Source organism: Paenibacillus sp. FSL R5-192, from assembly GCF_000517845.1.
In the GTDB taxonomy this organism is placed as follows: Bacteria; Bacillota; Bacilli; order Paenibacillales; family Paenibacillaceae; genus Paenibacillus; species Paenibacillus amylolyticus.
The window spans coordinates 227,336-249,174 of record NZ_ASPR01000049.1; the positions used below are offsets into that span (position 1 = coordinate 227,336).

A 21,839-nucleotide genomic window follows, 5' to 3' on the forward strand; every position below is an offset into this window, starting at 1 on the left:
GTAAAAGCTGTCCTGTCTGCGGATTACCTCCACATTCAGGACAGCGAAATAAATCAGTATGTGTTAGACATGTGACATGTCAGTTATCAATCAACATGATGAAGTGCCAATGATTATCTGCTTGGAGCTTGCGGGTAATTGCCTACCACGCCCGGATATTGATACAACAACGGCTCATCAAATGTAGCATAGTCGAAGTTGACCATCAACAGCATGATTCGTCTACCTGTCTTTGGGTCACTGATGATAATATGGTCACGTCCCGCTGCTTCAATGATACCTTGGAATATACGAGCGTTCCATTCTTTGTTGCCTTCATATGTCATGTAGAACGTACCGAATTTCCCAAGGTTCAAACGTAAAATATTCTCAATGTATGACTGCTCAAACTGTGGAGCAGTTGTTGTAATCACTGCACCCGTTGGTGTCATTGGGCTTCCACTGGATACGAGTGGCGGTACACTTGTGGAGCTTGGTGATACCATCCCTGGCGTTGGTGACATGGCAGGCATTCCGTTACCGATTTTGTAAGACGTACCTTGAACCTGAGAATTGGCTTGTTGACCCATCATAGAATTTGCTTGCTGCCCCAGTGTTTGAGTTGTTGGTTGATAAGGCTGATTAATCATGGTGATTCCTCCCAAAATTTAATATACTTCCGGACAGTCATCGCCTGTCGGACTGAAGAAACAATGCGCTTTGAAACGTCCTGTATTTTGCTGGTCATACCACGTTGGTGGGCAGTCGCCCACAGGTCGGAAAAACCACAATGAATTGCTCGCTGGCCAGATGCGCTCTCCATTGATCACCCGTTGTGCGAGACGAATCTCGGACTGTCTTGCCCGTTGGTAAAAGTACCCCTTCTGTGTTGACTCGTAGCCTCCTGGATTCTGGAATACCATACGATTGATATCGCGAATATCCTTAAAGTCCAGACAATCCACCAGCACCCGGTTCACACCTACATTGCCCACAAGCAACATACCCTGATCGCCGTCACCTTCAGCCTCTGCCCTCATGAGCCTAGCCAGCAGCTTGACGTCCTCTGAGTTGGCTTTAATAACAGCCATAATCTGTTTCCTCCCTTGTTTCAGCTGTTCATCACCGTACATCGTATTGTGCAGGAGCCCATTCGGTGACACGATTCCATCTTTTTTCCATAAAAAAAGCCCGGAACCTCACCCAAGGTGAAGTCCCGAAGCAACTCGTTTCTTATAATACTTGCCTGTTTAAGGCTTGGCTTCAATCCAATAATCATAGGCATGAACAATGTTGCCTTGGTAAGCCTGATATTCGGCCAGCAGATCCGGAAGCTTGGCAAGCTGAAGTTCCATCTCCGCTGCCCCTTTTTCATAAAAAGAAATATGAGGACCTTCGTGGTTCTGCTTCATTTCGACCGAAATCATCAACCTTTTACCCAAACGATCCGCAATCTCCATCTCCTGACTCACAACAGCAGCAATCCCATTGGAACCTTCGGCGTTGTTACGGAAAGCCATCAGCGACACATGATCGAGTGTACGGATCATAAATTCAGCCACAGATGTTTCCTTTCCTGGCAACGCGAAGCTATCCAGCCATACAGCAAGGTCTGCGCTTGTTTCGAGATCACTGTCCTTCTTTGTTTCTTCCTGGAAAAATGTAATGTTGGCAGCCCATTCGGTCAACAGGGTGTCCCGACTATTCTCCCACTCCGGCAATGTGTAAGGCTCAATATCCAGATGGATGCCTTCAAATCGTTCATCCGGCTCGGATTCAGCATTATAGTTTTTCACATAATCAATCAAGCGCTTAATCCGTGGACGATTCTCCTCCTTGCCCCAGATCGGGTGTCCACCCATCGCATGGATCTCAATGCCCTGCGCTTTTGCCCGTTTCACAAAACTGCGGTAACTGGAGTAGGGTTGATCCAGGTCCAACCGGACATACAACCAGTTAATATTCTGCTCTCTAGCAAACGCTAGGATGTGCTCTCCCCCGTCATTCGTCACCTGAGAGGCCTCCCAGATATACGTTCCCCGAATCTCAGGCTGATTGGATGGAATCTCCGGTGATGGCAGTTCCGACGGCTCCAGTTGTCCCCAGTATACGATGTCATGTACTGCAGAACCTGCGTAGGAACTATGCTCGCCGAATGCGGAGGCAACTTCTTCAATAACACTTTCCAGTTGTGCTGCACCTTTCCCGGCAAATGACGTGAACTCCTCGCCAGGCATGGGCTTGGTGTTCAACCCAACCGTGACGCTCACATTGCTGGCATCGGCCCAGTTCATTTCCTGTTCAATCAAACGTATGATACCATTGTTCCCTTGCGCGTTATCACGGTAAGCGAGTAAAGTGACATGCTCCACTTGTTCAATGAACCAACGTGACAATGGTTCGTTATCTGCATCCTCAGAAACTCTATTTCCTGTGACGGTATAGGAATCCAGCCAAAATGGCAGGTCAATATTCACTGCAACTGCGCCATCCTGTCTCACTTGCTCAAATAACAGATTCATATTGGCTACCCAGGATTGTACCAGTGGCTTAGCATCTTCTTTCCAGGCTGGTAACACATAGGGCTTGATATCCAGATGTATGGCATCAAATTGTTCGTTGGGCTCAGCAGCTTGATTGTAATCACTTACCCAAGACGCTAATCTGAGCATGGGGCCTTCACGGCCACTGAGTGCCCAGGATGGATCGCCTCCCAGCGCTTCAACCGCAATACCTGCACGGCTTGCTTTGGCTATAAACGTCTGGTATACCTCCTTGGATAGCGTCATGTCTACATTCACGTACAGCCTGTTTATCTTATGTTTAGCTGCATTGGCCAACAGCTCATCTCCGTTGCTAACAGACTGTGCCTGCCATACCCAGGCCGCCCGTATATCTGCGCCGTCTGCTTCAGCAGGTGACTCATTCCCTATCATTATCATCCCTCCGATCAGCAGTAACAGCCAAAATACCTTCCGGGATTGTTTCCCGAACATATACTCCCTCCATTCCTCTACTGTTGTAAAATCACATTTATTATAGCAACCGAGTTATTAAAAACAAATAAGCCCAAGTGCTTAACTTGGGCTTATCACTCTGAAGTTGGGACAGCTTAGGGCTCGCCCGGCTTAATCCCGGTTCTAGTCCTCATATATCATTTTTCGGGTCATGCCTCCATCAATAACGAGGTTGGTCCCTGTGACAAAGGTATTGCTTGGGTCAGATAAATATAAACAAGCACGGGAGATATCCGAAGGAACACCCACACGACCGGAGGGATGCTGTTCATGATCCTCCTTTTTCAGTTTTTCCACGTCTCCTGTCTCAATCCATCCCGGACTGATACAATTGACCCGAATTTGGTCCTTGCCCAGTGAGACCGCCAGCGCATGCGTCAGAGCTACAATCGCTCCTTTGGATGCGGCATAAGCTTCGGTATCCGGCTCAGACATCAGTGCACGAGTAGAAGCCATATTGATAATGGCACCCCCATGTTCATTGCTTTTCATATGTTTGGCTGCTTCCCGACTCGCCAAAAAGCAACTTCTCACATTGGTATTGAGTACATCGTCCCATTCTTCCAGCGTCAGCTCATAGGGTGACTTCCACTTGGCGAGTCCTGCATTATTCACCAAAACATCAATTTGCTTGAATTCTTCCACGGTTGTACGAAAAAGATTCGTAATATCCTGCTCGCTCCGAACATCACATTGGACAAAGATGGCTTCTCCGCCTTCATTACGAATGGAAGCTGCCGCTGCCGCCCCTTCTGCTTCCTTGTAGTCAGCAAGTACAACTTTGGCGCCAGCGACTGCATAAGCCTCAGCCACACTTCGTCCTATTCCCTGAGCGGCCCCGGTTACAACAACGACCTGATCTGTAAATGACATATTGATTGCCTCCTCTATGGTAATGATCCTTTGATCATAATCTCATTACGCCTCTTCTTATATAAAAACACGTTAGGCCCATTAAGAAACGCTTGTCCAGCAAATAATCAAAAAAAGCTCACGCCATTCTGGCGCAAGCTGCTCAGTTTAACCCCGTAGGCGTTCAGAATATACGCGATTATATCGCTCGAAGCCTACATAACGCGTTCCTTTGAACGAGAGCCGTCCTTCATCCCCCTCAGCACACAAACCATACTCTTCGCCATTGACTTTGAATTCGAGCCGATCTCCACTTTCTACTTCAAAGGTGACGTAGTATAACGTTCGTGCTGTACTGCCCGGTTCAGATTGCGACTGACTCATCTTCATCCGTCTGCTGGTGATTCGTGAAGGCACGGTCAATAGCGGCTCCGAGTTGTTGCGTCCCCACCTCCATACCTCCTTTCCCATCGACAGAAGGACTATACCTATAATCAGAACAAATACAACCGGAAAGACGGTTCCAAACAAATCAAACATCCAGGATGATTCAATGCCCATGTCTCTCCCTCCGTTCATACAACTTAGGACAGCCGGAGTCTTGACCCGTCTCCTGTAATGTATATGCACGTAAACAAGGAACTTGTTATCCGGATTGAAATCCAACGATTTGAAGGGAAAAACCCTCAGGCAGAATATCGAAGGGTTGCTTCATACGAAAAATAAGTACTATTTCATTATCTAATACCCTGCTGCCTAGCAGCCATATTTTACTTAAAGGTTGTTGCAAATCGTTGATCCGACAATATAACCTGATTAACCTGTCCCTCTTTTGTCAGCATAAACGATGCACGATAGATAGCCAGATCATCTTTTTCCGCTTGCAGCGACTTCTCATCCAGGAATGTTTCCTTCTGAATATGATAGGCATAATCGATATTACGTTCAGATTCGACCAAAACATGTTCCTTGCCATACAGATCAAGAATCTCTTGATGTGTCATCCCCGCCTCTGCCTCGCGAGCCGTCTTAAAGTACCCTTTCGAGTCCTTGTTCAAGATGATACTAACGACTTTGGCATCCCTATAACCAATCGTGATCCCGTTATTGTATTGATAGGATTCACCCACACCCGTTGATGTTCCCTCGCCGAGAATTTTCTCCGCCTCTTCCTGACTCATTCCATACGTAATCTTATCCTCACTGTCAGTCTTCGTCACAGCCAGATCCTGTTCTGAAAATTCATTTGGATTGAATTTGCTATTGCTGCAAGCCGTGACCATGATTAATAATAATACCGCAACAATCCATGTTATTTTTCTCCAGTGTCCATTCTTCATGTACTCACCTCTGATGTTTTTCCAATATTTTATCATATTATCAACTGAAAAAATAATTAGTAGTGACGTTTTCACCATTCCTCGCAAACAAAAAGAGTATCCGATATGTAGTTACTCCTGTACCATTATCCGCTCCAACTGAGATAACAGCCTCAGGTAAAGCACTGCTATCTCAGTTCAAGCAAACCCATGTTACCCTTGTGGATGCATATTTAATAAAGCTGAGGACAATTAGCTAGCCTGTTAACTGATTCACGCTAATTGTGTGATCACAAGATGTGCCGATACAGGTCTTGTTCCGCCCGCAAGTGGCGTGATTGTTAATGCAGTAGCATTACCAGCCGGGTTCCGAACGGTCAGAATAGAATTAATCACGGTTGTCTGCACTAAAGCCATACCCACAATCTGAGACGTTCCCGTTGCTCGCCCAACTACAGTAGGAGCCAAATCTGCCCCATTGAGAGTTAAGATTAATTGACCGGCTTCATTGATGCTCACCTGGAACAAAATCTGATACGTACCAATGGCTGCCAGATTGAATGAACTAGGCCCCGTACGTGCGATAGTTGTTCCACTTGTCGGCCCATCCTGAGGAAAGCTTACATCAGTACCGGGAGCAACCGTTGCTGCATTATCAGGTGGCATCAGTGCGAAAAAGTCAGCAAATCCCAGTACGCTTCCGGCTGCTCCTGTTGCACCTGTACCTCCCGTGGCTCCAGCTGGACCAGCTACTCCTGTCGCACCAGTCGGGCCTACTGCTCCTGCTGCACCGGCTGGCCCTGCTGGGCCTACTGCTCCTGCTGCACCGGCTGGCCCTGCTGGGCCTACCGCTCCTGCTGCACCGGCTGGCCCTGCTGGGCCTACCGCTCCTGCTGCACCGGCTGGGCCTGCCGGGCCTACTGCTCCTGCAGCTCCTGTCGCACCCGTCGGCCCAACAGCTCCAGCAACACCTTGAGGCCCAATTGCCCCGGCAGGTCCAGGATTACCCTGCGGACCTTGTGGCCCTACGGCCCCTGCTTCTCCCGGAATCCCCTGTGCTCCCATAGGTCCAGCAGGCCCGACCGGACCTTGAGAACCTACCGCTCCAGCAGGACCAGGCTGTCCCTGAGGCCCTTGTGGTCCAGGTGGCCCCCCTGCTGGTCCTTGAGCTCCAGTTGGCCCTTCAACCCCTTGTTTACCTGGAATACCTTGTACGCCCTGTACGCCTTGTATACCTTGTGGTCCTGTTGGGCCAACGACAGTAGGGGTAGATATATTCACTTCTGGAGGGGGACATTTTACTTGAACGAACTTTTTGACCACTTTCAACCGGCGTTCTTTTCTTTTAACTTTACACGGATGGAATGTTGCCTTTTTTCTCTTCATACGTTTCTTCACTTCTGAATGACTCACAGTGTGGACACCTCCCTATAGACATGGTTTAACGTACGTATGTAGATGAAAAGATGCGTGGACGAACAACCATTTTAACTAAAAAACTCCGCTAATTATCAGGTAAAACAATAAAATCAGTAGCAACTGCCTATACGTTTGATCTATTTTGTTCAAAACCATTAATTGAGTCGAGCTGGTTTACGTGAGGAGATTTGTTCAAAAAAACTCATGCCATTTGGGCATGAGTTGCTTGGTTTAACTAAGCAGACGTTCCGAATAAAGCAGATTAGTTCGTTTAAAGAAATATATCTTGTCCCTTGAAAGAGAGCCGTCTTAAATCTGCATCGGGTGTACGACGATATAGGAGTTTTGAGAAAAAGGTAACCACGACCTCCATAACATGTTGAGTTCATTTATGCTGATTTTTCGATTGTAATATTCTTCATTACAATTAATCTTGTGGTCTAACGATTCTGCCAAGTAAAAATGCGTTTCATCATAACCAACGACGGGAACAAAATGTAAATAACGTTGTTTGGGATGTACTCTAATAAATAAAATAACAGGCACACCTTGGCTGATCTGTTTTTTCAACGTATTCACATTTCCTCGTAAGTACATTGCCTGATATCCTAGTTTTCTGAAAAAAACAACGACCGCTTTGGGATATACCGTCCCATCCAGTAATTTGCGAGGATAGGTTTCATAAAGCTTTGTTCCGTTGGACTCCAAACCGAAATGTCTCAAGACAAACGCACTGGAAAATGCAGCGCATTCGTAGTTTTTCTGCATATCCAACCGATTTGAAGATTGAATGTAATATGTGCTTGGCACATTGTCTGTGTACATGCGATCCTTCTTAGGAAAACTAAAATAAAGGGAGATCACCCAGAAAATAATCAACCAAAGTAATACATTGAGAAACAATTCGTGGCCTCCTTCGTCTCATCAAGATGTCTTTTAAATGTTCATTCAACACACCAGTTCTTTAAAATAAAATTTGATTTATTACGTTCTCCATTGATCTGCTTTCAACCCATAAATAATAGCGATACATAGGTAGCAGTATCCATTTGATATTTAAACATAGCCCACTTTCCGATTCATTTCAGTTAATCACCGTTTTCTTGCTTTAATCACAAAGGATACAGGTAACATCTTTGCTCTTTTAAGGAGACTATCGCTATTATTATGTAATTGCATGATATCCTCATCGGATTCTTCTATCATTTGTTCAATGACAAATCCCGCTTTTGCTAACGCATTGACATAGGTTGATAGTTGACGATCAGCCAAGGTTAATTCACCCTGACAAAAATCAGGAGATATCGCATACCAAGATTCATCAGAATATGGCTTATTGAAGACAAATCTATCATTTTCTTCAACGACACATCTATGAATTGGATGAGACCAACTGAAAATAAAAATACCATCTTTCTTTAGATAAGAAGCGATTCGGCTGAAAGTACCTTCAAGATCGGTTGTCCAACCTATGGCATAAATCGAATACACAGCGTCAAAATAATTAGTAGGAATACCGCATTCCTCTTCCATGGGTGAACATATCAATGTTGCAGAAATGCCGTATGTCCTCAAGTGATGTTCTGTCTTTTCTATCTGTTTCTGGGATATATCCATACCCCATAGCTCACCAGCTTTGCGGTCTCCATGATACTGCAAGGATTGACCATTTCCACAGCCCACCTCTAACATCTTTAATCCTGAGACATCACCAAAAAGTTGGTGTTTTTCTTCTGAGATAAATGCTCCATAATGTGGAAGCACGATTGCTCTCAAAAAGTCATTCCCTTTTGTATCCCAATAAAAGCTGTTTGTTTCATAAACACTGTACTTGTTCATCTGATAGCCTCCTTTATACACTACATTCAGAACATTACTTGTTACCTTCGTTGAAATATGTAATCTCATTGCCATTAAGTAAGTTTTTAAAGCCATTCTTGTAGTAAGGCATAAGCTCATCTGCCTGTGTTATATCCAACCATGCAATCTCAGAGATTTCGTCTGGTCTTGATATCTCTTCTCTCCCTCCGACGATTTACATCGACTCGTTTCATTGATTGAACTTCCTTTCCGGAAACTTTTAAATATTATTCTTATCACTGAACTCAATGCAAAAAGGTTGCATCTCAGGTTTTAAGCAATACTCTATTCTTTCTCTGAAGTTTTTCCATTCGACTTTTAAAATGGCTTCTTCGATCGGAAAGAAACCAGACTCTAAACTCTCCGTTGATGTGATTAATTCTCCTCCTATTGGTTTGGCTAGAAATAATGTGTTGCATATTGAATTTTCGATATTTTGAAATATTCCACAGAATTTGATGATTTCAATGTCGATTCCGGACTCCTCTTTCGTTTCTCTGATCGCAGCTTGACTTAGGGATTCTCCTTCTTCTACTTGACCGCCTGGCATTTCCCATCCTCTTCGTGGTCCTCTAATAAGTAATAATTCATTTTGTTCGTTGATCACGATTGCAGCGGCAGATAAGATATGTTTTGGAGGGCTCATTTATTCGACTCCTTCTAGAGAGATTAATATACGTTTGAAGAACAATTTATAGCCAGACTAAAAGAAGTTATATATCCCATCTTCAAAATAATTATATTCTTCATCCGTTATTCTTAACTTTCCATACCCTTTATAAAATATTTCTTCATCTCTTTCATTATCAAACGCGTTCTGTTTCGGTCTAATGGCTAATGCTACATCATATCTTGGATCGCCATAAGCTGCTCCTGCCCAGTCAATAACTCCAACAATCTTGCAATCATTAACTAGCACATTATCAATAGTAAAATCTCCATGGATGAAAGTGTTCTCTAATGGTTTTGGTCTTCCTTCTTTCAACTGTTGAAGTAATTCTGCTGATCCGTCTACAGCAAAGTGAGTTAGATTATATTCTGCTTTACTAAGCATTGTATCTAACCAAGGACTAGCATTGTTCAATAATTCAACAGGACAAGTGCATTCATGTATTTTCTTTAAACAAAGCCCATAGTTAAAAATCGCTTTTTCTTTACTTTGGAGGTCAGGCATCTTACAGAGAAATTCTCTTAAACTTATTCCATCAATATAATCCATCAGAAGCCATCTCGATGTGTCCTCAGTATGAAATGAATATACTTTTGGAACAGGGAGTCCCGTATGGTAAAGGTATTGGAGCACCTTATATTCATCGGATAACCATTCATTATAAAGATCGTTTTCTGTCTTCTTGATGATGTACTTTTGATCAAACGTATCCAGTATAGCCACAGTAGAAGTATGACCTTGCTTAGGAAAAGTGATTTTCTGGACTTCCCCTATATGTTCTTTTATTTCAATTGGGAGATCTTGAATGTTCATAGTTTTATCCTTTCTACTATTTAATGCTCTTTCTGATCATGTTCTCGTCGATAATTCCGCTCTAAAAGTATAAATCCCATCCCATAATAAAAGCAGCAAATAGGAAAGCCGACATGCCAGACATGATGTATACCGCCTTTTGCTTTTTACTATAGCTTCTTTTCAGCAGTTTGTAGAACAACAAGACAAGATACGCCACAGCTAGAATCACATAAACCAGGTTCAAAATGAGATGTATGCGCAATGAAGAATACGGGGAGAAGCCTAAGGCGCGCATAAACAATAGGATCGTATTCAAAATTAATGCCAGACTAGCAATATTAATAACAATATGATATTTATCAAATCCCGTACCGGGCCTTTCCCAGTTTTTTAATTTGTATTTGGATAACCGAATAAAATAGCCGATTATCGCTCTCAAACTGAGCAGGATCGCTATTGCAAGAGCGATAAAAGATGCTTTGATCAAGTTTATCGTTAAATTGGATACGGGCAAAAAGTCATTATAAGAAATGGAGACCTTCTCAACAGTGCCGTTACGCTCAACAACATTTGCAAAGTTACTAAGGTCAAATGTTGTATACTTCTGCAGACTTAACATTGAATACGCCTTCGTAAAACCGGAATCGACCCGTCGCGCAGGCAGATAATATCCTCCACTCTCAGATTCAACTGAATTCGTGCTGAAACTACTTCCAAACACCTTCTGGACAAGACCAACGTTATAAGCCATTTCATTTGACTGGTTTGTCATGACTACTAACCCAAAATTAGACTCCGGGTCAAAAACAAATTTACTTGAAAATCCCGCCGTACTTCCAGCGTGTTCTAATGCAGGCACCCAGTACTCTACTTCAAAGAAACCATGTGCAATTCGTGGAGTAGAAGTCCCATCGTAATATAGACTTGTTGACAGCATCTCGTCTAACGTGTCCTTGTTCTCAAACAATAAATTGCTACGATCCACAGGCATCAAGGCTGCGAGAAATTTAGCTGCATCCTCTGCTGTTCCAATGGCGCCCCCCGCAGGGTATAAGCTTATGTATGCTCTGTTCTTAGGAATTAGTTTCAGATTCGTAGTGTATCCTTGAATCTCATTTCTTCGTTTCAAGACGTTTAGATTATCATACTGTGACGGGTGAATCGATGTGTCTTTCATGTTCAGTGGTTTAAATATATGTTCGTTGACATATTTGTAAAAGGGTTGTCCGCTTTGTAATTCAACGATGTAAGCAGCCATAGCCGTACCATAGTTTGAATAAGCAACAACACTCCCAGGTTTATTGATCTGCCTTGGTTCAAATTTTTGTAAAGCTTCACCTAATTCCACAATATCACTCTCGGATGAATACCATAAATCGATCAATCTATCCTCCCATCCTGCGTTATGATGCATAAGGTTCATTAGGGTAATGGGAGCATCGTATTCAAGCTTCTTTAGAAATCCTTCCGGCAAATAGTCCTGAATATCAGTATCCAAATCAAGCTTTCCCTGTTCTACAAGCTGCATAACACTCGTCCAGACCAATAGTTTAGAAGTTGAACCCCATTCAAATACAGTAGAGGTGTCTGCCTTTCTCTGTTGCTCAAAATCTGCATATCCATAGGCCTTATTCACGATGGTCTCACCGTTCTTGATACCTACAACCGAAACGGCAGCGGTATTCTTCTGATTCGTGGCCACATATGAATCAATCGTTTCCTCTAGCGAAGACAACGCAATTCTGGAGGGTGTTGTCTCCATCTGCTCTACCTCAGCGTGCACAGGTACCTCACACGTCATTATGATGAATGCAAGTACCAGAACACAAGCGATTACTTTATTAACATAATAATATTTTCGATTCATCTTCATTGGCTATCCCCTTATCGTTCTACTATAGTTTTCGTGCCTTTATCACAAACACAAAGTTGACAGGGAGCATCTTTGCTTTAGTGGCAAAATCATCATTTTGCCATTGAGCAATTCATCATCAGAGTCCTCAAATAATTGCTCAATGGCAAATCCCGCTTTTGCTAACGCATTTACATAGGTTGATAGTTTACGCTCCGATAGTGGTGGCTTAAATCAATTCCACATTTTGAGAAAATCACCTTAATTATTTCTATAATAACCCATGCTGCAATATTTGCGAAGTACATTTAAGAGCGCATACATTTCACTCCAAATCAAAAAGAACCCTCCCGCAGGAGCGTTCTTCGTGAATATAGGCTAAGCGTATATCAGCTCCATCTTACTATACTTTTCGCTGACGTACGTTTATAGTTGTACATGCTGATTTATTGCTTCCCATCTGAGTTTTAGTCATAGAAAGTATCATTTATATCTGGCTTTATTCGCAGAGATTGTGATCTTTTATGTGATGTTATTCATTTAGTATTGCTGATACAAATAATTTAGTTTTCTACACTCGTTTCTCATGTATTACTAATTTCAAATCTTTCTCTTTGTATTCTCTTCCATTAATTTTTTTAGCTTTTATTTCTTCGATAAAATGATATTTCACTTCTATACTTCCGTGTGTTATTTCAATTGATTTGATACTTTCATTTATTAGACGACAAACTAACTCTTTTCCAAATCCAACTAAACTAAATAAGAAATGTTCTTCTGGAAGCCAGGTACGATCCTCTTTATGATATACTTTTTCGATTATCTTGTAGTGTTGAACACTTAAAGAATCTTTAAAGTCTATTACTTCCTCCTGAGACATATCAGACAAATAATCATATAGCTCAAACGCTTTGGGTTTAATAGTAAAAATATCAGTAGATTCGCTTGCTTTTAAATAATCATTATAATCCGTTCCCATCCATTCAACGAATAAACAGATATTTTTAGCCATGTCCCACAGTACATTAGAAAAGAATGGACCTAAGTCCATTGTAAAAAGTTCATTTTTTTGTACAACATGTTGTATTATACTGAAATTAACCAAAGCTTCATCCCATATAGGACCTCTTCCCATATAGGAGGCTTTGAAAAAGAATGCTAATGGGACATCGAAATACTTTGAGGCTCTTAAAATATGTTCTAACGTCGGAAACGCAAGTCCATTAAAATAGTCATTTATTTTATCCTCTTCAAAACCTAGCCATTTTGCTACTTCTAGTTTATTCAGTTTGGATTGATAAAAACATAATTCCTTAATCTTGTCTCCGAAATTCATTGCAGTAAATTCAAAGTTTCCATTTAAGTAATTATGAAAAACTTTATATTCAGTGTATGCTGACTCCTTATTAGCTTTTATAATTTCTTGTTCTTTTGGTGTAAAATTATATGAATAAATTTTGTGTACTCGCGTTATTATCTGATTTAATTGTTCTATAGTCGCTTTAATGCTTCTTGTACCTCTTCTTACGTAAACAGCTTCCGATTCTATAATTACACCTTTCTCAGATGAATATGTTTTAGGAGAGTAGAACAGGCGACGAGCACTTTTAACTTCAAGTAACCCAAACTTTTTAATTTCTCCGTTTAAATTATCTTCAAAGTAAAGTAATTTAAAATCAATAATCGTATTTAAAGAAGATTCAATTTTTTGGGATAATTCTGCTTCATCTATTTCGTTTTCTACTCCTACTAACTCATGAGTTTTATCTTTAACTCCAAGTACTAAATAACCCCCATCAGAATTAGCAAAAGCTAGCATATCCTTTAAGACGTTATAGAACTTCTGTTTATTATCAATTGATAGGTTTTCTTTAAAGTCCCACTTATCATCTTCCCTACCTGTAGCCAATATTTCATAAAACTTGTCTTTATTTATCATGTAAACAGTCCTTTTTCGAGTTGATCTTAAATTAAAAGCAGTATTTCACCTCAGATTTCAACTGAAATCGTAATGTTTTAACCGCAATCCTTCTCACAAATTAATCTGATTCATTTCCCTTGTAAATTTTTTTGTTTACTTATGTAGCAGAAAAACACTTGACTAAAAATTATACAGACTGAACAATCCAGATTATAACAAGAAGTGTCCAAATCATAAAGATCAGGGCACAATTTATATTTTTGTAGAAATAATCTCTTCTATTTTAATCCAAATGTAGTCCTCTTCTCCCCGTACAATTTTGACTCTCCTGTTTGGTTTCTCAATTGATGTGATGACACCCCTAATTTCATCGTCATCAAAAGGGCTGAACACAATTAACGTTACTGATCTACATTCCTGGTACGATTCAAAGATAGCTTCTCTCAATGAGCTGCATTTCTTGTTCGACTAAGGCTGACTTCCCGAGCCTCCATTGTAACGTTTCTTGAACTAAGTACGCCTCCCTGGGCACGGGAAGGATAATCCTTGATCCTTCATCATAAACACCATTGGCGGTCAACTTGCTTGCCACGTTGCGTTCATCCTTAATATTGGGTCCAGTAACTTAAATCATTCTACTGTACCAGTGGCGGTGCCTTGGGAAGCTAAACAAGATCCTTAGTACTTTCCGTTCGTAATCCGTCAACATTTTTATGCCCCCTGTGGTGTCGTCATGATCGGATGACATGCCAGTAAACCGGCTTCTTTAAATCTCCGTGGCTGCCCCGACAATAGATCATCAGCTTTGATCATTCCGTATCGATGCTTTTAACCTGGATACGGCGTTTCGTTCCGGATGGGAATAAACTGAGTACTTGCACAATTATCACGACAGAGCCTAATTAACTGATGGGAGACATTCATAATCGTATGCAAGTCATCTTGCGTCCTGAGGATGAAGCTGAGTGGCTTGGAAGAGATAATGATGACATTCAGGCTCTACTCAATCTGCTCAAGCCATATCAAGCGTCTGAGATGAGAGCATATGAAGTACCGAAGGAAGTCGGTAATATGAGGAATAATAATGTGGATTTGGTTAGAGAAGTAGGTTAGAGAGAAAAAGAGCAGGAGGGACAACCTCACTGCTCTTTTTAGTTTTACATATTCGTTAAAATTATGCTATCAGCATAGCCGCTTGTATCAAAATAAAATGATACATTGTAGATTTTTCTATACCATACACACTGCCTTTTCAATTTCATCGGTTGTCATCATGTTCCCGTGTGTATCTTCGACGTCTGGCTCATATACCACACCGTAGATCAGTTGTTTTAGGTCGTCAGCTTTGGTAATTAAGTGAATTTGCTTTTTAAAGTTCGGTTTCTTCGCACTTTTCGTGAAAAAGAACCGCTTTTGATTTGCTCCTTAATCCACATAGCTAATATGGGTAATGTTTGCATTTTGCAGCTTTCGCGCCATTTTGTTTGTTCATCCCCTCTCATGATTTTTTGTTCAAGTAAAAGAAGTGATCAAGTTTGCACTCCCCAAATATGCTCAATTTGAATACTTCCATCAGGCATTGTTTCAATGTGGTATACATCTGGGTTTGTCATTGTTAGGAATGTTTCGTAAGCAGATTTTTGACCAAATTCTTGTAGCAGTAAAGAAAGTGTTATTCTGTGCGAAACAATTATTTTTACAGACCCATCATTTAAATATGGTTGATCGAGAAATTTTTTGATTCGCAAAGTTACATCAAGATTTGACTCTCCCCCAGGGAATGACATTTCCGTATGCTCAAATTGCTCCTCTATTCTTTTCAAACGTTCCTCATCTGACAAACCAGTAATATCACCGAGGTTTCGTTCAACTAATAGCACTTCATTCTTTATACCTAAATTCATTGTTATACCAATTTCCTCTGCAGTTTGAAACGCCCTGTAAAAAGGACTAGTTATTAGCTGAATTTCTTTATCAACGATTTTTGTGTTTAAAAAGGAGGCAAGTTGTTTGGCTTGTTGAATACCTTCTTCTGTTAGAGGATCTTTAGCTGCATTCCCCTTTGCTTTACCATGCCGCACAAAAAATAAATTCATTTTAATACTGGTACGGGTGCAGAAACACCAACTTCTTCGAAAGCATTTTTTACAACAGTTACTGTTTCTTGAGGCAATTCCCCACGATGCATTAATGTCTCAGCAGATTCTAAAATAGCTCGTAAAGCCTCCTCAAAAGTCGCATTCGGGTGAATTATCTTTCGGTTATGCCACGCTGTATACCATAAGAACGCCGCCTTGTCAGTCCCAATCTTAACTGCTGTCAGATAAAAAGCCTTATTAGGGATACCACTATAGTAATGTACTCCTCCGTTATCATTACTTAAAGGTAGGTTGGGATCAAAATCGTCAAAATGTGCTACTTGTCTATCTCCATCATATGCTGTTCCTGGTGCCTTCATAGATCGTAGGGCCTTCCCAGGGAAATTTGGACCAACAATTTCATCCCCGATAAGCCAATCTGCTGTATCTGCTGTCTGGCCCTTTACAAACTGCTGAACAGCAGTACCAATTACATCAGAGAAATGCTCGTTCAATGCCCCTGATTGTCTCTCATATTCGAGCTCATTAACAAACTGGGTTACTCCGTGAGTTATTTCGTGTGCTACGACATCAATACTCCGTCCCAAATTAATAAAAATACTACCATCTCCATCTCCCAAGGCTAATTGATCACCGACCCAAATCGCGTTATTGTAATTTTTTCTGAAATGGACATTACTTATAACATCCATACCAGCTCCGTCAATAGAGTTCCTATTTAACTTCTGTTTGAAATACTCTAAAGTTTTTCCACAGTAATCATAGGTAATGTTTACTATATCGTCCGTGGAATTTGGTCCCCCTTCTCGACGAACCAACTTATGTTGAAACTCTCCTGTATTCTCACTATCATATACAAGCCGCTCTGGTGATCTCTCACTAATTCCCATTATATTTCTTTCTGTTAAGTTTTTTTTTACTTCTTCTCTTTTTTCTTCTATTTCTTTCGTTACCGCAAGGGTTTTCTCTGCATTTTCATTTCCTTTCTCCGCCAATTCTTTAAGCAGGTAATTCGGGATAAATCCTTCTTCATGTTTGTGATCTCTACTCATGTTAACAGCTCCCTTTTAAAATTTATTAACAAACATAATTTGTGAAAAAAGGGCTTATATTAAACAGGTAATAAAAAGAATATAAACATATATTTTGAATTAAAACCTTTTTTTGTGTATTATCTGTTTGAATCAGACCCCAGGTTGTTAACCTATTACAAATTGCATCGCGCATCGGCAGCTTACAATCTCATTCGCTTCCCCGGAAGGATCACCGGGATACATCAGTTTGCTGTCAACTACTTTGAAGGGTTCATCCAGCGGAACCACCTGACCATTTACCTTACGATGGCTCTTTCGGGTACGTGTGCCAGAAGCAGACCGCCATTTCTTAACTTTACAATCTCGGACTGTTTCCAGCTGAAAGCTTGCCGCCATTGGCCGCTGCCGTGCTCATTGTTCGTGATACTCGTTGAGCTCGCTCCATGCTATAAGGTCCATCATCGCCCGTAGCAGCAAGAGCGCTAATCTCCTGAACAAGCAAGCCCGCTCTGAAGGAGTGTTCCCTTCATCAATGGCCTTTTCAAAGCTTCGCAAGAGGGTATCCGTTGAAGACTGGTTCATATCGGAACCCGGGCTGCGGATCTCCTTAACAAATTTCTTGGCCGCCTTATTCTTAGTGCTCCACACCTTTTCATCATCAAGCTCAAACAGTTCAGACCTTCATTCCCTTGGTGGTAACAGGCACTGTGATCTGTTTTCCCATCTTAAGGCTCAACATAGAAACCTTGTCTTGACGTTCCAAAAGCTCTTGCTTGGTCTTACGTTACTCATCCATCAGGCCAGCTTCAAGCGACTTAACCCGCTTCATATGCCGCCGCACCTGCAGGGATAACTTGATTAGTTGTTCGTTGAGCTGCGCCAGGGGGGCAGTGTCAATTTGATTGAACATATCCTGTTCATCAGGTTCTAACGCATCCAAGAAGTTCGTTTCATACATGCCTGTTTTGAGCGCATGCTTGTTACGATAGGGTCCACCTTCACCCCCGCGGTTCCCCACAGCATTTCTATTCCCGGGTTGGGCACCGCCACGAATTCCGACAGCGTTCTTGCTGCCTTTGGGCGCTCCCCTTGATTTCGGAGCGCTCCCATTCAGCTCGTCTTCCCAACGATCCATGGACATCCTGTTGCGGACTTTGGACTCGAGAATAGAAAAAGCGGCGGCGATGTCTTTTAGCTTCATCATCCCGCCGCTTTCCAGCCACATCAGTGTAGCCTTGTCCCGTTCAGGACTTCTCTCTCTGGCCATCTACATTCATCACCACCCCCAGATATAAATAAGAATCTCCTTATAACCGATAAACTCCTATAAATGTAAAGGAGGCACATACCATGCCAAGTCCAGTCATCATTAGGCTTATTATCTTATTCTTAATTCTTGCCGTTTTTATTTGTATTTTGGAAACTAAGCAATTTCATAAACTCAAGAAGAACATTGTTTCACATTTAGATGCAGATTACTCAAAAAAAACCGATGATTTACTCAATACTTATAGGAGTCTTTATAGAAGTAACCCTGATAAGTTCTTAGAAGCTCATATTAAATTAAAAACCCTAAAAGAAATACACCTAAAAGATACTATGTTTGATGAACAATCTAAATTGATTATTTCGCTAGTTCCTCTTATAGCAATGTCAGTACCGTTGGCTATAGCTGCATTTAAAGACTCAATTGAGTTCTTTTTTCCTGGTTACTTAGAAATTATTACAGGATTTTCTATCATGATTATTACTTTGTTCTTTTTTTCTCAGGTATCCGCCTTTTCACACTCCAAGTCAGATAAATTAATAGTTGAACATTTAATTATAATTGAAGAAGTAATTCAAAATCCCAGCAAAATATACGTACCTTAGAAACTATTATTTTTGGTGAGATTTTATCTTCAATATCTGACTTGCTGAAGAATAGTATCCAGCTCAAATCAGCCGTTCCAGATCCTGAACGGTCTGCATCTTTATATGTCCAGCCTACAGGTCATGAACCCACTGGGCAATGGCAGCTTTGACGGTTTTGCGGTACTGCTCTTTACTCTCAAGGATACCTTCCATTACAGCGAGTTCATGTTGCAATAAATCTTCATCTGGTGTTCTAATGCGTACCCCTCAGCTTTCCGTTATGATGGAATGCGAGATAGGGGCGGTGTCGATAAATGCCGCGCGCGGCGGCCCGCGATCTCAGCCGGGGGATACCCTGGAGGAAAGGGAGGACATTACCGTGTCCTCCCTTTTATTTTGCATGTTTATCTATAATGAGAGCAACCGGTTGGTAAGCAATATAGCTATGGAAGAGGTCCAGAACACACGACAGAACTGGAAAAAGTAAAGGCAGAAAACTGATTTTTGAAACAGCAACTGGATCTGCTAAAAAAGTACAACGAACGGGAAAAGAGGTGGAAGCAGAAGTCGTTATCCCTTGGGTCGAGTCCATTCGAAAAGAAGTGACGATATCTGAGGGCTGTGCATGGCTTGGCATTGCTCGAGCGACCTACTACCGCTGGAAGACAGTTTGGAAGAGCAAGTGTCCAGATCCGATGGTCGAGAAAGTAGTTCAGCTTTGTACTCAGCACAAGTTCCGGTATGGATATCGAAAAATCACTGCCTTGCTTCGGATTGAAGGCCCCATAAATCATAAACGAGTACAGCGAATTATGCAGTACGAGGGTTTACAATGCCGAGTGATGAAAAAACGAAAGAACTACGGGGCAACCTGCAAAACCTGCAGAACATCTACTAAAGCGCAAATTTTATGCAGAAGCTCCATTTCAAAAACTGATGACCGACATTACTTATTTGCCTTTCGGTAATAAAATGTTATACCTTTCAAGCATCTTGGATCTGTACAACGGAGAGATTGTCGCTTACAGTATAGCGGATAAGCAGGACACATCCTTGGTTTTGGATACGTTAGACCAGCTTCCAGAGCGGGCAAATATGCTGCTCCACAGCGACCAGGGTAGCGTGTATACTTCTCAAGTTTACCAAACTGTAATAAAGGGAAAAGGCATTACCATGAGCATGTCCCGTAAAGGAACGCCCGCTGATAATGCCCCCATTGAGTCGTTTCATTCCACACTAAAGTCTGAAATGTTCTACCTCGAAGATCTTAGGTGCACAACGACGACCATCGTTGAACAGACCATTCGAGACTACATCACCTACTATAACTTAATTCGGATTCAAGCGAAACTAAATAACCAGTCTCCGATAAATTTCCGAAGACTGGCTGCTTAAACTTGCAAGGTGTTTTGATCTCTGTCTCATAAAAGGGGTGCAGTCCCGTTGATATATTAGCTTTTTTTGATCCTTTTTGATAACTAAGCGTACATCAAGTCCATATACCCGCGAGTTACTTCTCCACCTTCAGCTAGTTCGGGCTGGTCTGCCTGTGCGTGTTCTGCCATGCAAGCCTTCACTGCATCCTCTGTTGTACAACGATTCGCATCGTCACATGTGTAGCATAATTGAAGCATATATCTGGTTAATTCATCCGCCTGCGTGAATTGAGTTTGACCGTTGGTTCTCATCTTCATCACTCCTTCTCTTGTTGAGTTAAATATATCACCTTCTAGCGGATTTATTTGTGATTTATTTCACAAACTAAGAAAAAAAGAAAAGGCACCCGTAGGCTCCTCTCCTTTCTCCTATCTATTCACATCGATAACACTCTACTTTAGAGTACTTTCCAATGTACACCGCCATCTACCGTTTGCAATAACAACGATCTTTTGGCATCTGTATTTTCAACCAATATCCAGCCAAGCTTGGGGGTAACCATCTGCATCTTCACAATTTCCGGATAATCTTCGAGAATTTTCTCCAGTACACTGCTTGCAGGAAGAGCACTCCACGTTTTGCCCGCATCCTTGGTGTGGTAGGTTATGCCCTTTTGCATCGCCCAACCTTCCGATGCGTTCAGAAATACCGGTGAAAGGTTACGATTCGGACCCGTTTGTTTGTTTAAAGTGAAATTGGACAGCTTCCAGCTCTTTCCGCCATCGGTGGTAAAGAATCCATTAAATGTCGTGCTCTCGCCTTTAGAACAGGACATTGACATCCAAGCTGACTGCGCTTCACGTCCAAAAAATTGTGGTGAACTAACACTGAAATTACCACACCCGTTGAATTTGTTTCGATCAAAGAAGGATGGTCCAGTATTCCAGTTCTCTCCGCCGTCTGATGTTACATACAACTTCGGTGTGCCGAACTCCAGCGCTGTTAAGAAACCATGTTTTGGATCCGAGAAAGTCATGCCCGTGGTGTATCCACGTTTGGAAATCTCTTCTGCTTCCTGTTTGCCATCTTCATCACTGGAAGACATCCGATTCCAGGTAATTCCACCGTCCTCGGTAAAGTAAAGTTTCTTGTCCTGTTTACCAATAGCGGTATCGACCGTGGTGAGAATCCAGCCTTTCTCAGGAGATACAAATGAGATCGCAGTCACTTTATCCGTCTTGGACAGAGATGACAGGCTCCAAGTTACGCCTCCATTATTGGTGCGAAGCACCATGGTATCTGTTCCACCCATGCCTTCACGAACAATCCAACCATGTGCACGATCTACAAAATAAATGCTTTGTCCATATTTAGGGTTAGCCGGAAACTGTACATTTTCCGAAGGTGAAATATTGGTCCAGGTCTTTCCCTGATCCTGAGTGTAGTACAGGCGCAGCGCATTCCGCGTCACACCCCACGCCAATCCTCCGTTGTCATTGAGCAACTGAAAATCGGTCAAACGGGTCTGTATCTGGTACTTGGCCATATCTGCAGATTCTGTACTGTTTACAGGGGGAACGACAGTTAATGTCTGCCCTGTATTCCCGGCGTCCTCCTGCTGCTGCGGAGGTTCTGCTACCGGAGGTTGATCTGAGTCGGTGCATGCAGCCAATACAGCTGCTATACCTATAGACAGCAATGCTGTCTGCGCGATTTTAATCCATTGCAAACGCAAGTGGGTTCCACCTCTCTCATCCAATATACAGGCGCGCATGCCTGTCCTATGGCGTT

General features: G+C 42.1%; 22 protein-coding genes and 3 pseudogenes. 3 read left to right on the forward strand and 22 right to left on the reverse strand.

Going from position 1 to position 21,839, the window contains the following annotated elements; translation table 11 throughout:
- Positions 1-113: 113 nt before the first annotated feature.
- From gerQ to C161_RS33195, 15 genes and pseudogenes are all read right to left on the reverse strand, one after another.
- Complete coding sequence (gene gerQ, locus C161_RS26210; RefSeq protein WP_036673979.1) at positions 114-572, reverse strand: spore coat protein GerQ; 459 nt, start codon at positions 570-572, stop codon at positions 114-116.
- A gap of 75 nt (positions 573-647) precedes the next feature.
- Positions 648-1,070 (reverse strand): cell wall hydrolase, encoded by a 423-nt coding sequence (locus C161_RS26215; RefSeq protein ID WP_036613979.1) that lies wholly within the window; start codon positions 1,068-1,070, stop codon positions 648-650.
- 159 nt (positions 1,071-1,229) lie between these two features.
- Positions 1,230-2,915: a hypothetical protein gene (locus C161_RS26220; protein WP_156946170.1), complete on the reverse strand. Its 1,686-nt coding sequence runs from the start codon at positions 2,913-2,915 to the stop codon at positions 1,230-1,232.
- Positions 2,916-3,119: 204 nt separating this feature from the next.
- Positions 3,120-3,869, reverse strand: a complete 750-nt coding sequence (locus C161_RS26225) for a glucose 1-dehydrogenase (RefSeq protein WP_017688133.1) — start codon at positions 3,867-3,869, stop codon at positions 3,120-3,122.
- A 147-nt stretch (positions 3,870-4,016) separates the two neighbouring features.
- Complete coding sequence (locus tag C161_RS26230) at positions 4,017-4,409, reverse strand: DUF2500 domain-containing protein (protein ID WP_017688132.1); 393 nt, start codon at positions 4,407-4,409, stop codon at positions 4,017-4,019.
- Positions 4,410-4,618: 209 nt separating this feature from the next.
- On the reverse strand, positions 4,619-5,188 hold the full coding sequence (locus C161_RS26235; protein ID WP_036673778.1) for a hypothetical protein: 570 nt from the start codon (positions 5,186-5,188) through the stop codon (positions 4,619-4,621).
- Between the two features lie 252 nt (positions 5,189-5,440).
- Positions 5,441-6,580 (reverse strand): collagen-like protein, encoded by a 1,140-nt coding sequence (locus C161_RS26240; RefSeq protein ID WP_036673779.1) that lies wholly within the window; start codon positions 6,578-6,580, stop codon positions 5,441-5,443.
- A gap of 315 nt (positions 6,581-6,895) precedes the next feature.
- Positions 6,896-7,489 carry a C39 family peptidase gene (locus C161_RS26245; RefSeq protein ID WP_036673781.1) on the reverse strand — a complete coding sequence of 198 codons (594 nt, stop codon included), beginning with the start codon at positions 7,487-7,489 and terminating at the stop codon, positions 6,896-6,898.
- Positions 7,490-7,678: 189 nt separating this feature from the next.
- The gene (locus C161_RS26250; protein WP_036673783.1) at positions 7,679-8,425 is read right to left on the reverse strand and encodes a class I SAM-dependent methyltransferase; all 747 of its coding nucleotides are present in this window, start codon (positions 8,423-8,425) and stop codon (positions 7,679-7,681) included.
- Positions 8,426-8,666: 241 nt separating this feature from the next.
- A complete protein-coding gene (locus tag C161_RS26255) occupies positions 8,667-9,092 on the reverse strand; it encodes an NUDIX hydrolase (protein WP_036673784.1) in 426 nt (141 codons plus the stop codon).
- A 57-nt stretch (positions 9,093-9,149) separates the two neighbouring features.
- Positions 9,150-9,929, reverse strand: coding sequence for an aminoglycoside phosphotransferase APH(3') (locus tag C161_RS26260; RefSeq protein WP_036673785.1), 780 nt, complete (start codon positions 9,927-9,929; stop codon positions 9,150-9,152).
- 61 nt (positions 9,930-9,990) lie between these two features.
- A complete protein-coding gene (locus tag C161_RS26265) occupies positions 9,991-11,778 on the reverse strand; it encodes a serine hydrolase domain-containing protein (RefSeq protein WP_162163215.1) in 1,788 nt (595 codons plus the stop codon).
- Between the two features lie 28 nt (positions 11,779-11,806).
- Positions 11,807-11,985, reverse strand: a pseudogene (locus C161_RS33190) (class I SAM-dependent methyltransferase); the annotation flags it as partial.
- Positions 11,986-12,334: 349 nt separating this feature from the next.
- Entirely contained in the window at positions 12,335-13,702 is a 1,368-nt protein-coding gene (locus C161_RS26270; RefSeq protein ID WP_051449957.1) for an ATP-binding protein, read from the reverse strand.
- Positions 13,703-13,936: 234 nt separating this feature from the next.
- On the reverse strand, positions 13,937-14,131 hold the full coding sequence (locus C161_RS33195; protein ID WP_235193943.1) for a YolD-like family protein: 195 nt from the start codon (positions 14,129-14,131) through the stop codon (positions 13,937-13,939).
- A 462-nt stretch (positions 14,132-14,593) separates the two neighbouring features.
- On the opposite strand from C161_RS33195, the gene C161_RS26280 reads away from it, so the two are divergent.
- The gene (locus tag C161_RS26280) at positions 14,594-14,797 is read left to right on the forward strand and encodes an SOS response-associated peptidase family protein (RefSeq protein ID WP_268745233.1); all 204 of its coding nucleotides are present in this window, start codon (positions 14,594-14,596) and stop codon (positions 14,795-14,797) included.
- A 132-nt stretch (positions 14,798-14,929) separates the two neighbouring features.
- Here the strand turns inward: C161_RS26280 and C161_RS33450 are convergent.
- The 5 genes and pseudogenes from C161_RS33450 to terS form a co-directional block, all read right to left on the reverse strand.
- Positions 14,930-15,163 (reverse strand): annotated as a pseudogene (locus C161_RS33450) (XkdF-like putative serine protease domain-containing protein); the annotation flags it as partial.
- A 50-nt stretch (positions 15,164-15,213) separates the two neighbouring features.
- Positions 15,214-15,780, reverse strand: coding sequence for a histidine phosphatase family protein (locus C161_RS26285; RefSeq protein WP_036673786.1), 567 nt, complete (start codon positions 15,778-15,780; stop codon positions 15,214-15,216).
- Complete coding sequence (locus C161_RS26290) at positions 15,777-16,835, reverse strand: M4 family metallopeptidase (protein WP_036673788.1); 1,059 nt, start codon at positions 16,833-16,835, stop codon at positions 15,777-15,779. Before C161_RS26290 ends, C161_RS26285 begins: the two co-directional genes overlap by 4 nt.
- Before the next feature lie 147 nt (positions 16,836-16,982).
- On the reverse strand, positions 16,983-17,213 hold the full coding sequence (locus C161_RS33205) for a phage minor head protein (RefSeq protein ID WP_235193944.1): 231 nt from the start codon (positions 17,211-17,213) through the stop codon (positions 16,983-16,985).
- Between the two features lie 388 nt (positions 17,214-17,601).
- Positions 17,602-18,084, reverse strand: a complete 483-nt coding sequence (gene terS / locus C161_RS26300) for a phage terminase small subunit (RefSeq protein ID WP_051449959.1) — start codon at positions 18,082-18,084, stop codon at positions 17,602-17,604.
- 83 nt (positions 18,085-18,167) lie between these two features.
- Between terS and C161_RS26305 the strand changes: the two genes are divergently transcribed.
- A complete protein-coding gene (locus C161_RS26305; RefSeq protein WP_036673790.1) occupies positions 18,168-18,689 on the forward strand; it encodes a hypothetical protein in 522 nt (173 codons plus the stop codon).
- 399 nt (positions 18,690-19,088) lie between these two features.
- A pseudogene (locus C161_RS33210) lies at positions 19,089-20,066 on the forward strand (IS3 family transposase); the annotation flags it as partial.
- An 83-nt stretch (positions 20,067-20,149) separates the two neighbouring features.
- On the opposite strand, the gene C161_RS26320 reads toward C161_RS33210, so the two are convergent.
- Positions 20,150-20,359 carry a hypothetical protein gene (locus C161_RS26320; RefSeq protein ID WP_036673792.1) on the reverse strand — a complete coding sequence of 70 codons (210 nt, stop codon included), beginning with the start codon at positions 20,357-20,359 and terminating at the stop codon, positions 20,150-20,152.
- 146 nt (positions 20,360-20,505) lie between these two features.
- Positions 20,506-21,783 (reverse strand): WD40/YVTN/BNR-like repeat-containing protein, encoded by a 1,278-nt coding sequence (locus C161_RS26325; RefSeq protein WP_051449960.1) that lies wholly within the window; start codon positions 21,781-21,783, stop codon positions 20,506-20,508.
- Between the last annotated feature and the right edge of the window lie 56 nt (positions 21,784-21,839).